The organism is Sphingomonas sp. NIBR02145 (assembly GCF_027359115.1).
GTDB classification, from domain to species: domain Bacteria; phylum Pseudomonadota; class Alphaproteobacteria; order Sphingomonadales; family Sphingomonadaceae; genus Sphingomonas; species Sphingomonas kyeonggiensis_A.
In genome coordinates, this window is the sequence record NZ_CP114791.1 from 1,858,332 (window position 1) to 1,871,073 (window position 12,742).

A 12,742-nucleotide genomic window follows, 5' to 3' on the forward strand; every position below is an offset into this window, starting at 1 on the left:
GACAGGAGCCGCACGAGATCCCGGCTTTCGCCGGGATGACGACGGTGGCGGATCATCCCCCAAACGCCCCCAGCGCCGCCGCCAGCTCGGGCGCGTCCTTCGCCGCCTGCTCGGCCGGCACCCCGGCAACCGCCGCATCCCAGGCCTGGCGCAGCGCGCGCACGCCTGCCGCCGGGCCGCCCGGATGCGCCATGATCCCGCCGCCGGCGGCGAACATGCAGTCCACCGATCCCAGCGCGGCATAGGTCGGCGCCGCCTGCTTGGCCGACTGGCCGGAGGAGAAGACTGGCATGATCTCGCAGCCCTTGTTCGGCGCGTCGAACATCGGCGTCAGGCATTCGCGGGCCGATGCGATCACGCTCTCATTGGTCTCGCAGAACTTGTTGTCGATGCCGTTGACATGCGTGTGGTCGATGCCCGCAAGCCGCCACAGCTTCTGGAAGGCGATATAGCTCATCCCGATCGCCGGCGAGCGGCCGAGCATGCCCCAGCCGTTGCGGTGGCCGTGGATCGGCAGCTGCGAATGGGCGCGCAGCACCTTCATCGCCGGCAGGCCGATCGAGTTCATGCTCGCCATGATGCAGGTGCCGCCCTCGGCCAGAACATGGTCGTGCCGCGCCAGCATCTCGTCGATCTCGCCGGTCAGGTTCGCGGCGTACATCACCTTCTTGCCGGTGCGCTGCGCATGATCGTTGATGACGCGCATGACCGCGCTCACCCGCTCGTTGAACGGGCAATGCGGCCCATCGGCCTGGAGTTCGTCGTCCTTGATGAAGTCGATCCCGGCCTCGACCAGCCCGCGCACCTGCTCGGCGGTCGCCTCGGGCCCGAGCCCGACGCTCGGTTTGATGATCGTGCCGATAATCGGCCGGCCATGCACCCCGGCAAGCTTGCGCGTGCCCTCCACGCCGAACTGCGGCCCCTGGTAGCGGGTAAGGAATTCGGGCGGCAGCTTCAGGTCGAGCAGCCGCAAGCCGGAAAAGGCCTTGAGCTCGCTGAGGTTGCCGTTGACCGTCGCCAGCAAATTGGGAAGCGACAGCCCCATGTTCGACACCGGCCAGGACAGCACCACGCGTGCCGCCCGCCTTGTGGCGTCGCCCGATTTGGGCAGCCCCGATCCCGGCAGCGACGGCACCGCGACTTCGCCCAGCTCGGTCAGTTCCTCGACACGGGCCGCATGGGCCTCGCGCAGCTCATCGGTCTCGCCCGGCACGCGGACGAAGGTGCCGGTCGATTGCTCGCCGGCCATCGTCGCCGCCGCCTGCGCGAGCGGGAAAGCGGTTTCGATCCAGTAGGTAGCGTAGATCCGCGGTTCCATCCGATCAGGCCGTCTTGAAGTAAGTGGTCGAACGCTCGGTATCGACGTTGAAATAGGGGATGAAGACGAGGTTCCGGCCGTCCACCTTCACGCGGTAGGCCTGGTCCTGGTCGGGCATCGCCTCCAGCGCGCCGGGCAGCGCGATTGCCTGCTGGTCGATGCCGTCCCACGGATTGATGCCCGCATACATCACCGCGCCGCGCATCACGGCGGCGAGGTTGGGGTTCTGGTCGTCGATCGGCAGCGTGCGCAGCGGCTGCGGGATGGTCAGCTCGACCACATCGCCGACCTTCCAGGTCCGCTTGACCACCGCGAGCGAGCCCGGCGTCGCGGCCTGGGCCACGCCATTGACCTTGAGCGTCGCGCCCTTGGTCCAGGCCGGAATGCGCAGCTTCATCGCGAAACGGCCATTGCCGGCCTTGCGCACCTTGAGCTTCACCGTGTCGCGCGCCGGATAGTCGGTCTCCTGCACCACCTCGACCGTGCCGCCGGCACGATCCCAGCTGACTTCGGACGGCGCGTACATGTTGACCAGCAGGCTGTCGTCGTCATGGAAATAGAGGTTGAGGACATAGTCCGCCACGCCCTGCACCAGCGTGCCCGAGCAGCACGGCCATTTCTGATGGTAATAGCGCTTCTCGCCCGCCGCGCCGTAATCCGAATAATAGGGATAGCCGCCGTCGCTGTCGGGCAGGCGGACGGCCAGCATCGTGTTGTACAGCGTCCGCTCCAGCCCGTCGCCATAGCGCGCATCGCCGGTGAAGCGCATCAGGTAGCGCGCCAGCTTGAGGTCGGCAAAGGCGCCGCACGGCGTCTCGAAATGCGCCTTGGAGCTCTTCAGGCTCGCGGCGAGCTTGCCCTGGTGGAGGTGCACGAACTGCTCCTCCGGCCCCCAGCCGCCCGAGGCGAAGCGCTGCGGCTCCATGAACTTCCAGGCATTTTCCAGCGCCTTGCGATACTTGTCGTCGCCGAGGTGCAGATAGGCCTGCGCGCCCGAGCTCAGCGCGATCGTGTGGCTATAGGCATGCTTCTCCGGCAGCACGTCCTGCCCGGCCGCGAGCGGATCGAACCATTCCTTGTCGAGCAGATAGTGCACCGCCATGTCGCGATACTTCTGGTCGCCGGTGATGTCGGCGACATGGAACAGGTTCTCCGACATGATATAGGTTTCGTCATACGGCGGGTTCACCTTGCCGATGCGATCGCGCGAGACCGGCGAGATATAGGGCCGGCACTTCTCGATGATGATCGGCAGCAGCTTCTTCGCCTGCTCGACGCCCGACAGCCGGTACGCGTCGATCATGCCGACGACGTACTTGTCCATCACATAGGCGGCCCACTGGTCCTGCGCCTTGGGACCGGCATAGGGGTTGCTGCCCTTGACGAACGCCTCGCCGAACCCCTGAACGAGGGCTGCGACCTTGGCGTGGATGTCCTTGTCGCCGGTGGTGGCGCCAAGCCGGGCGAGGCCCGAGATATACTGGCCGATCGTCAGCCCGGGGACGAAGCCGTCCTTGTCGTACCAGCCGCCCATGTTCGGGCCCGGCGCGGGCAGCCCGGCATTCTCGCGGAACACCTTGAGCACCCGGTCATTGTCGAGCGCCAGGTAATGCGACTGGATATGGTCGTATTGCTGCTTGATCCGCCCGCCGGTCAGCCGGACCTTGCCATAGGCGAACTCGTGCACGGCTTCCTTGCCGCCCGCCACCGCGGCGGCGGCCGCCAGCGCTGCGGGGCTCGCGATCGTCGTGCCGGCAGCGGCAGTCGCGCACGCAGCGCAATGGACGAACTCGCGACGCGAAATTCCGGCCTTTTCGAAGCCCTTCATAGCGATCCTCTCACATGGAATCGGCTACCCTTACGCGGCGCGCCGATCGTTATCGCTAGGCTTATAATAATACTAATCAGAGGCGCAAGGCCGGACAAACTTTGTAACGCAAATCCTCCGCCAGGGGGAAGGATTGCGGAATCAATCCTTGCCGCGCTTCTTCCGCGCCCCACCGCTGCCCGCCCGCTCAAGCCGCGCGAAGCCGTGCCCGATGATATCCCGCATCGCCTGCGCCGCGCCCTCGCCGTCGCGTGCCTCGATCGCATCGACGATCCGGCTGTGCCCCTTCACGCTCTCCTCATGCACTTCCGCCTCGCGCACCGGCGAGCTCATCCGGAACGAAGCGAGCAGCGCGGTCTCGATCACCGCGGAGAGCGAGCGCATCAGCACATTGCCCGAAGCATGGCCCACTGCCTTGTGGAACTCGAGATCGGCGGTGGCGAACTCGCCCGCATCGCCCGGCGCATCGCCCATCCGCGCCACACAGTCGCGCATCAGTGCGATGTCCGCCTCGGTCGCCTGCTCGGCCGCCGCCTGCGCCGCCGCCGGCTCGATCGCCAGCCGGATCGCGGCGAGATCGCGCACGAACGCCATGTCGAAGCCCTGCGACACCTTCCAGGTCAGCACATCGGCGTCGAAGAAATTCCAGTGCGCGCTGTCGAGCACGGTGGTGCCAACCCGCGTCCGCGACACGATCAGCCCCTTGGCGGTCAGCGTCTTGAACGCCTCGCGCAGCACGGTGCGCGACACGCCGAAGCGCGCCAGCATCTCGGCCTCGGAGGGCAGCTTCGCGCCGGGCGGATAGACGCCGGCCAGGATCTCGCCCCCCAGCGCCCGCGCCACCTGATCGTGGCTCGACAGCGCTGTCTCTGCAAAACGGCTGAAGTTCGGGCGGGCCAGCATTTTCAAGGTTCTCCAGGGGACCGGAATAGCCGGCCAGTCCACTTCCTTACAGTTATAATAGTATTTGTGGCCAGCCCCTCGTCGCGGTTCCGGTGCTATCTCCCCCGCCCGGAAAGCGCCGCCTCCAGCGGTCCGTCGGCGGCGTTGCGCCAATGCCAGTGCGGGTAGAGCTCGGCCGGCGCGGTCAGCGCATCGAGCCGCGCCACAACGTCATCGGGCAGCACCAGTTGCGCCGCTCCCAGATTGTCGGCCAGCTGCTCGGGCCGCGACGCCCCCAGGATCACGCTGTCCACCGACTTGGCGAGCAACCAGGCCAGCGACACCTGCGCCACGCTCGCCCCCAGCTCCCCCGCGATCGCGCGCAGTTCGTCGACCAGCGCGAAGCCCAGCTCCCGGTCGAACGGCATGTATCCGGTCGCCGCCAGCCGATCCTCCGCCCCGCCCGGCCGGTCGCGATCATATTTCCCCGACAGGAAGCCGCCCGCCAGCGGGCTCCACGCGGTAACCCCGATCCCGTAGCGCCCCCGCATCATCATCAGGTCGCGCTCGATGTCGCGGCCGAGCAGCGAATAATACATCTGCCCGTGCGTGAACGGCGCCCAGCCATTGGCCCGCTGCAGCTCGAGCGCGGCGGCGACCTTCCAGGCCGACCAGTTGGAGAAGCCGAGATAGCGCGCCTTGCCCGCGCGGACGACCGCGTCGAGCGCCTCCAGCGTCTCCTCCAGCGGTGTGCGCACATCCTCGTTGTGCGCGATATAGACGTCCACCCAGTCCGTCCCGAGCCGCCTCAGGCTCTGGTCGATCGCCCAGCCGATGTGCCGCCGGGTCAGCCCCGCCTGCACCAGCGGCGCGCCCATCCGCCCCATCACCTTGGTCGCGATCACCACGCCGTCGCGATGCGGCGCCAGCGCCTTGCCCAGCACTTCCTCGGACTGGCCGCCCGCATAGATGTCGGCGGTGTCGAAGAAGTTGATCCCGGCATCGAGCGCCTGGCCGACCAGCGCATCGGCATCCGCCCCGCGCACCTTGGCAAGGCCCTGCATCGGATCGTCCCGGGTCAGCGTCAGCGCGCCGAACGCAAGCCGCGAGACGACCAGCCCGCTATTGCCGAGCAGGGCGTATTGCATGGCCTCAGGCATCCATCGTCATCCCGCTCCTTCGCTTCCCCGGCGAACGCCGGGGCCCAGCTGCCACACCCAAGGTTGATGCCACCTAGCGCTCCCGCTTCACCGAAACTTCCTGGGCGAACACCAGCCGCACCGGCCCGAGCAGCCCGGAATCGAGCAGCGGCTCGTCCGCCGAATAGAAGGTCCAGGGCGTGAAACTCACCCGTCCACCCGCCGGCTTGGCTTCGCCGGCCTTGTACCAGTCGGGAAGCGCAGTGATCTTGCGCGCCATCACCGGCACCTTCTTGCCGTCCGCCGCCACCTTCTCGCCGATCTGCCATTCGCCATCGACGAACTTGCCTTCCTCGGGCAGCGCCGCATCGGCGATCATCCGGTTGGCCCAGAGATTGGTCACGGCGAACGAGACGCTGTTCGCCCCCGGCTTCACCACATCGGTGATGTCGACGCGGTACGGCTCCTTCCACACCACGCCCAGATCCTTGCCGTTCACGGTCACGCCCGACAGCACCTCGACCCGGCCCAGATCGAGATAGACCCGCCGCCCCTTGCCCAGCGCGCTCGCCGGTACGTCGATATTGCGCTGATAGGTCGCGGTGCCCGAAAAGTGGCGCACCCCGTCATCGGCATGATGGCTAAGCGATTCCAGCTTCGGCAAAACCACGCTCTCGGGCGCCCCGCGCCCGGGCTGGAAGCGCACCGTCCACGGCCCCGCCACCGTCACCGGCTCGGGCACCTTGGCGGTGAAGCCGCTGCCACCCTCCAGCGTATAGCGCCCGCTCGCCCAGGCGAGGCCACGCAGCCCGCCCGTGTCGTCGCGCTCCACCGTCACCGGCGTCGCCGCGATCGGCGCCACCGGCGGATCGCCCGCCGCTTCGGCAGCGATCTCGTCCGCGCTCAGCGCCCGCGCCACCGTCTTGAGCGGCGTCGAATTGCCCTCGAAGAAATAGCTCACGCCCAGCGGCTGCGGCGCGTCGCTGCCGCCCGCGAACACCCGCCGCCCGCTGCGCAGCCCGGTGCGCACCAGCTTGCCGTTCAGATAGAGGCTCGGTGTGCCCCGGTCATAGACCAAAGCGACATGCGTCCAGCCCGAAACCGGCACCCGGCTTACCAGCACCGCCGGCACGCTGTCCGGGCTCGCCCGCTCGATCACCATCGCGCCGTTGCGGCCGATCGCCAGCCCGGCAATCGCACTGCCCTCGCCGTGCAGGTCACGCCCCGATCGCGCGTTGATGAGGTAGTTCTTGCCGGTCTCGTTGATCCGCCCCTCGGTCTTCTCGTCGGGCAGCACGCGCAGGTCGATGTCCGGCTTGGCCCAGAGCGACAGCGTGAAGCTGCCCTCCGGCGCCACCGCCCGCACCGCGACCGGCGGATCGAGTTCCGCCACCCGCTTGCCGTCCCGCGCGATCCAGCCGGCCCGCGCCTCGCCCTTGTCGGGGTCGAGCATCACAAAGGTCGATCCGGCCGGCGACAGGTCGAACGTCACCTTCGTCTCCGCCGCATCGCTCGCGAACAGCACCGGCCGCGAGACCGTCCCCGTCTCGGCATCCCAAAGCGACGGCACGGCACTGCCGACCCGGAAGCTGCACGTCACCGTCTCGGCGCGGCGCTGGCGATTGGCGACGAAATACATCTCGCTGCCCGCCAGCTTGCGGTGCAGCCACACCACCTGCCCGTCGGGCGTCCGCGTCTCGCACCGGGCGTCAGGCCCGACCTTGAGCGCGTCCATCGCCTCGAGCACGCTGCCCTTGGGGAACACCATTCCCGCGCCGACCTTATGCGGCGCATCCCCGCCGCCCCACAGCGCCTCGGTCGCCGCGCGGAAATCCGCGTCGCCCGTCATCGTCATCGAATGGACCGGCCGCGGCCCGAGGATCACCGCACCCTGCTCGACCAGCGCATGCAGCTTGCTCGCCAGCTGCGGCGTCATGCTCGAAAGCGTCGCGGGCAGCACCAGCAGCCGATACTCCGCGCCGTTCGCCAGCACGATCCGCCCGTTCTTCACGCGCGCCCGGGTCAGCAGCACCTCGGCATTGACCAGGTCATATTGATAGCCCGGCGGGATATGCGGCTCGAAATACTGCCCGATCTTCGGGTTGCTGTCCGGCGACACATCGGGCCGCGCATATTCGGCCTGATAGGGCGTTTCCTCCCCGGTTAAGAACAGCACATCGGCAACGTAATTGCCCTGGCGCAGCAGATACTGGCTGCGCGCCAGATACTGCATCCACGGCTTGGCCTGGGCGAACCAGGTGTTCGACCGGTCGAGGTTGATCCCCCACGGCCCCATCACCATCCCCGGCGCCGCCTTGGGATTGGGCTGATGCGCATAGCGATGGAAGATGATCTGGTTGAGCCCCAGCGCGAACATCTGGTCGCCAAGCGCCTTCATCGCATAGGGATAATCCTGCCAGCGGCTGGTCTGCGCCTCGCCGGTGAAGCTCTCCGCCGCGATCACCGGCTTGCCGTACACATGCGCGGCGGAGGTCACCATCTTCATCGATCGGTTGTCGGTCCAGGGCGTGCGCGTCCAGAACTCGCTGCTCGGCACCTCCGTCCGCCCCGACACCTGCAGCGTGTCGAACGCGCCGGGACCATAGGGCTCGGCATAGAAATGCAGGCCGATCGCGTTGGCATGGCTCTGCATCCGGCCGTAATAATTGTCCGCCATCAGGTCCGAGAGCGTGTCGCGGAAATCGAACAGGAAGCGGTCGGACTGGTCGGCATCGCCGACGATCCGCCCGGTCAGCGCCGGCAGCCAGGGCGTGATCGCATAGCCCTTCTGCCTGGCGAAGAACTGCGGCAGCTTCGCCGTCCAGTTCTGCAGCCCGGCTTCGTAGCTGTCGATCATCAGCATGTCGAAGGTCTTGCCGAGATACCCGCCCGAAGCCTCGGCCAGCTTGCCGACGCTGCTCTGGAACTGGAAATCCACCGCATCGGGATCGAGCTTGTCGACCTCGAGGCCCCGCCCGGCATCCGATGCCGCGACGTTCAGGTGCGCGGTGCTGGTGTGCCCCAGCCGCAGCACCGTCCAGCGCCCCGCCGGCGGCGTCCAGCGCAGCGTGCCGCTGGCATCCAGCTTGCCGGTCAGGTCGATCACCCTGGCCGGATCGATCGCATCGGCCTTGCGCAGATCGCTCGGGTGCGGCTCCACGGCGGGCGAGGCACGGAACAGATGCTCGCCCTTCAAATCCCAGCCATCGATGCGCGGCGTCGCATGGAACAGCGCCTCGGTGAGCTTCAGCCGCCCCTTCGGCGTGACGCGGAACCAGCTGGCAGTGACCGGTGCGAAGTTGATCGTGCCGGGCGCCTCGATCCCGCGCTCATGCTGCGCCGGCGCGCTGACCTGGCCGATGCGCGTCCAGCTCTTCCCGTCACTTGAGACTTCGATGCTTGCACTGAACGGCCCGGCATGCGCGTCGCTGTACAGAGTCACCGCCTGCGCGGTGAAGGGCGACTTCATCCTTATGGTCAGCGGCGCATCGGGGGTTGCATCCGTGCCCGTGTTCAAGTCCCGGTCGGTCAGCACGGCCGAGGGGACCGGGCTCGCCGTCCGCATCTCGGCGACTGCATCGCGGTACACGCTGTCGTCGCCCGCGCTCGCCGGAAAGGCGATCAGCGCGGCGTCGCGATAATAGCCAAGCTTCGTATAGGGTTGGGCAAGCTTCGCCGTGATCGGTTTGCCGCCCGCCACGGTCGTCTCGGTCCAGACGAGCTGCTGCATCGATCGCTCGGGGGTGATCCAGGGCCCGCCCGAGGACGACCAGCCCGGCGCGTTGTGCAGCCCCACCTTCATGCCAAGCTGCTCGGCTTTCGCCATCATGTGCGTCATCAGTCCCAGCCACTGTGGACTGAGATAGTCGACCGGCCCCTTGGGCACATCGCTGCTCCCGTCGAACGCCATCACGCTGCCGATGCCGATTTCCCGCATCGCGCCAAGATCGGCGTCCAGACCGTCTGCTGAGACGTTCCCATTCATCCAGTGATAGAAAGTCCCGGGCCGCACCTCGGCCGGCGGATCGCGGAACGCCTCGGGGCTGGGCCGGTCGGCCGCCGGTTGCGGCACCTCCTGCGCCATCGCCCCCGCCGCCGGAATCACCAGCGCGCACCCCGCCAGCCACCGTCCGATGCCCGCCATATCTCTCCCTCTTCGGCTATTCTTTTGCCGCAACCTAGCAGGTCAAAACATCATATAAAACGATAAATAAGGCTTGGCCTCCGGGTCATCTCGCGGCATCACCTTTGCAACCAAAAGCGTATGAAACGACAAGGGAGAGAGAGGATGGCCCGTTGGGCAGGATGGGCAGTGCTGGCATTGGCCCTGAGCACCACCGCCCCGGCGGCTTTGGCGCAGGCAGGCAGCCTCGACCGCGCCACTGCCTTTGCCGACAAGCCGGCCATCGCGGTCGGCGTCGCCTGGTATCCCGAGCAATGGCCGGAAGCGCGCTGGGATGTCGATCTCGCGCTGATGAAAGCCACTGGATTCAACACGGTACGCGTCGGCGAGTTCGCCTGGAGCCGGATGGAGCCCGAGGAAGGCAAGTTCGATTTCGCCTGGCTCGACCGCGCGATCGCGGCGGCGAAGAAGCACGGCATGATGGTGGTGATCGGCACCCCCACCGCCGCCCCGCCCGCCTGGCTCACCCAGAAATATCCCGAGGTGCTGCGGGTCGATGAGAACGGCACCCGCGCCGGCCATGGCGGCCGCCGCCACTTCTCCTTCGCCAGCGCCCGCTACCGCGACTTCTCCCGCCGTATCGCGGTCGAGATGGCACGTCGCTACGGCAAGGATCCGGCGGTGGTCGGCTGGCAGATCGACAATGAAGTCGGCCCGCCCTCGTTCGACCCCGAATCGGTCGCCGCCTGGCATGCCTTCCTGCAGCAGCGCTACGGCAGCATCGACGAGCTCAACCGCCGCTGGACTACCGAATATTGGAGCCAGCATTACAATGACTTCGGCCAGGTCCCGCTGCGCGCCACCGGCCAGCAGAACCCGGGTTTGCTGCTCGATTTCAAGCACTTCACCACCGCGACCTGGACCGACTATGTCCAGAACCAGGTCCGTGCGATCCGCCCGCTGATCGATCCCCGCGCCTTCGTCACCACCAACACGATGTTCTGGAATGCGGGCTTCGATCACTTCGCGATGCACCGCGATCTCGATATCGCCTCCTGGGACAATTACATCCAGGAGGGCCGCCCCGATTGGGTGGCGAACGGCGCCAATCACGATCTCGTCCGCGGCTACAAGCAGCGCAATTTCTGGCTGATGGAAACCCAGCCCGGCCGCGTCGACTGGGCGCCGGTCAACCGCGCCCTCGACCCCGGCCAGGTCCGCGAAATGGCATGGCAGGCGGTAGCGCACGGCGCCGATGCCGTCCTCTACTGGCAGTGGCGACCGGCCGCCAACGGCCAGGAGACCTATCACGGCGCGGTGCTCGGCCAGGACGGCAAGCCCAACCCGATCCAGCCCGAGATCGCCCACACCGCCACCGATCTCGTCGCCGCCGCGCCCCTGCTCGCCGACACGGCACCCAGCGCCGATGTCGCGATGCTCTTCTCCTATGACAGCCGCTGGGCGATCGACATCCAGCGCCATCACAAGGACTTCGACGCGATAAAGGCGTTCACCGACTTCTACCGCCCGCTACGCACCCAGGCGCAGGGCGTCCATGTCGTAACGCCCGAAGCGAATCTCGCCCGCTACAAGCTGGTGGTCGCGCCCAATTTGATGGTCCTCACCGAGGCCCAGGCCAAGGCGCTGGAGCGCTATGTCCGCGGTGGCGGCCATCTCGTACTCGGCCCGCGCTCGGGCATGCGCGACGATGCCAATGCGCTGTGGCCGCAAAAGCAGCCGGGGCCGCTCGCCGGGCTGCTTGGCGCTGAAATCGCCCAATATTATGCGCTGGACGAAAGCGTCGGCGTGACCGGTGCTGTCGCGGGCAAGGCGACGATCTGGGCCGAGGATATCAAGCCGCTCGCCAGGGACGTGCAGGTCCGTGCCACCTATGCCGACAAGGGCGGCTGGCTCGACGGCAAGCCCGCAATCGTCACCCGCAAGGTCGGCAAGGGCAGCATCACCTATGTCGGCGCCTGGCTTGATCCGGCGACGATGCAGCAGCTCGCCACCAGCCTGCTCGCCGATGCGAACGTAGCGCCGGTAATCCCCGGCGCCGACCCCGATCTCGAGATCGCCGTCCGCGCCGGTGGCGGCAAGCGCGTGCTGATCGCGATCAACCACGGCAAGCAGGCCCGTCCGCTCACCCTACCCGCCGGTGCGAAGCCCGTGGGCGGCGACTGGACGAACGGCCAGGTTGCCGCGCACGGCATCGCCTGGTTCACGCTGGGAGAGGCCAAATGATCAAGCCGCTGACGCTCTCGCTCGCCGCCCTGCTCCTCGCCGGCGCGGCAAGCGGCCCCGATCGCTGGGTACCCGCCTGGTCCGGCCCGCCGATCGGCTATGAGCCCGACACGCGCGACGGCAAGGCGCTCGGCCGCGCGTTCAAGGCCGAGACGGTCCGTCAGGAGCTGCGCGCAGGCATTGCCGGCAAGACGCTGCGTGTCCGCCTCAGCAACGAGCTTGCCGACGAGGCGCTCCGCATCGGTGGCGCCTCGATCCTCCGTCTCGACGCCGAGGGCAAACCGGTGCCCGACAGCCTGCGCACGCTGACTTTTGGCACCGCGCGGGATGTTCGCATCCCCGCCCGTGCCCCGATGCTCTCCGATCCGCTCGCCTATCCGGTGGCCGCCGGCGAGCGGCTGGCGGTCTCGCTCTACTTCCCCGACGAAGTGGCGCCGCCCACCCATGCCCAGATGGTCGACATCGCCAGCGGCGACGCCAGCGCCGAACTCACGCTTCCCAGCCCCCGCCGCGCCCGCGCCTCGGGCGTGGTCAGCGCGCTGGAGCTGTCCGGCACTGCGGCAACCAAGGTGCTGGTAACCTTCGGCGATTCGATCACCGAAGGCGCCGGCGCCTCCAAGGCGATGAGCTGGCCCGACCAGCTCGGCCGGATGCTGCCCGCCAATCCGCAGGGCCGCTGCTGGGCGGTCGCCAATGCCGGGATCAGCGGCAATCGCCTGCTGAGCCAGGGTCGCGGCCCCGGCGCGCTCGCCCGCTTCGATCGCGATGTGCTGTCGGTGCCGGGCGCCACCCATGTCGTGATCCTCGAGGGGATCAACGACATCGGCACGGTCAGGAACCCGGGCAAGGACTGGCAGCCCCCCGCCGCCAGCCTGATCGCCGCCTATGAGCAGTTGCTGACGCGAGCCAAGGCACGGGGCCTCAAGGTGATCTTCGGCACCCTGCTGCCCTATCAGGGCGCCGCCTATGCCGATGCGGCGGGCGAGCAGCGCCGCCAAGCGGCCAATGCCTGGATCCGCGCCAATGCAGGGCGTTTCGACGGCCTGATCGACTTCGACAAGGCGATAGACCAGCCCGGCCAGCCGGGCACGATGCGCCTCGCCGAGCAGATCGGCGATCATCTCCACCCCAACGATGCGGGTTATACCCGCATGGCGAAGACCGCCCTGCCCCAGATCCTGAAGCAGGGCTGCCGGTAACTGGGGTGT

General features: G+C 67.7%; 7 protein-coding genes. 2 read left to right on the forward strand and 5 right to left on the reverse strand.

What is annotated here, in order from left to right; translation table 11 throughout:
• Positions 1-52: 52 nt before the first annotated feature.
• The 5 genes from O3305_RS08290 to O3305_RS08310 all read right to left on the reverse strand — a co-directional run bounded on the left by O3305_RS08290 (position 53) and on the right by O3305_RS08310 (position 9,311).
• The gene (locus tag O3305_RS08290; protein ID WP_269575971.1) at positions 53-1,318 is read right to left on the reverse strand and encodes a ribulose-bisphosphate carboxylase large subunit family protein; all 1,266 of its coding nucleotides are present in this window, start codon (positions 1,316-1,318) and stop codon (positions 53-55) included.
• 4 nt (positions 1,319-1,322) lie between these two features.
• Complete coding sequence (locus O3305_RS08295) at positions 1,323-3,146, reverse strand: beta-L-arabinofuranosidase domain-containing protein (protein ID WP_269575972.1); 1,824 nt, start codon at positions 3,144-3,146, stop codon at positions 1,323-1,325.
• Between the two features lie 141 nt (positions 3,147-3,287).
• A complete protein-coding gene (locus O3305_RS08300; protein ID WP_269575973.1) occupies positions 3,288-4,049 on the reverse strand; it encodes a FadR/GntR family transcriptional regulator in 762 nt (253 codons plus the stop codon).
• A 95-nt stretch (positions 4,050-4,144) separates the two neighbouring features.
• The gene (locus O3305_RS08305; RefSeq protein ID WP_269575974.1) at positions 4,145-5,188 is read right to left on the reverse strand and encodes an aldo/keto reductase; all 1,044 of its coding nucleotides are present in this window, start codon (positions 5,186-5,188) and stop codon (positions 4,145-4,147) included.
• A gap of 73 nt (positions 5,189-5,261) precedes the next feature.
• Entirely contained in the window at positions 5,262-9,311 is a 4,050-nt protein-coding gene (locus O3305_RS08310) for a glycosyl hydrolase (RefSeq protein WP_269575975.1), read from the reverse strand.
• 144 nt (positions 9,312-9,455) lie between these two features.
• Between O3305_RS08310 and O3305_RS08315 the strand changes: the two genes are divergently transcribed.
• Entirely contained in the window at positions 9,456-11,534 is a 2,079-nt protein-coding gene (locus O3305_RS08315; RefSeq protein WP_269575976.1) for a beta-galactosidase, read from the forward strand.
• Positions 11,531-12,733, forward strand: coding sequence for an SGNH/GDSL hydrolase family protein (locus tag O3305_RS08320; RefSeq protein ID WP_269575977.1), 1,203 nt, complete (start codon positions 11,531-11,533; stop codon positions 12,731-12,733). The genes O3305_RS08315 and O3305_RS08320 overlap by 4 nt, the downstream gene beginning before the upstream one ends.
• Positions 12,734-12,742: the final 9 nt, after the last annotated feature.

Excerpts from the sequence above, each read along its gene's own strand:
- O3305_RS08300 (WP_269575973.1), bottom strand. The coding sequence starts at position 4,049 with ATGCTGGCCCGCCCGAACTTCAGCCGTTTTGCAGAGACAGCGCTGTCG.
- O3305_RS08315 (WP_269575976.1), top strand. The coding sequence starts at position 9,456 with ATGGCCCGTTGGGCAGGATGGGCAGTGCTGGCATTGGCCCTGAGCACC.
- O3305_RS08295 (WP_269575972.1), bottom strand. The coding sequence starts at position 3,146 with ATGAAGGGCTTCGAAAAGGCCGGAATTTCGCGTCGCGAGTTCGTCCAT.
- O3305_RS08290 (WP_269575971.1), bottom strand. The coding sequence starts at position 1,318 with ATGGAACCGCGGATCTACGCTACCTACTGGATCGAAACCGCTTTCCCG.
- O3305_RS08320 (WP_269575977.1), top strand. The coding sequence starts at position 11,531 with ATGATCAAGCCGCTGACGCTCTCGCTCGCCGCCCTGCTCCTCGCCGGC.
- O3305_RS08310 (WP_269575975.1), bottom strand. The coding sequence starts at position 9,311 with ATGGCGGGCATCGGACGGTGGCTGGCGGGGTGCGCGCTGGTGATTCCG.
- O3305_RS08305 (WP_269575974.1), bottom strand. The coding sequence starts at position 5,188 with ATGCCTGAGGCCATGCAATACGCCCTGCTCGGCAATAGCGGGCTGGTC.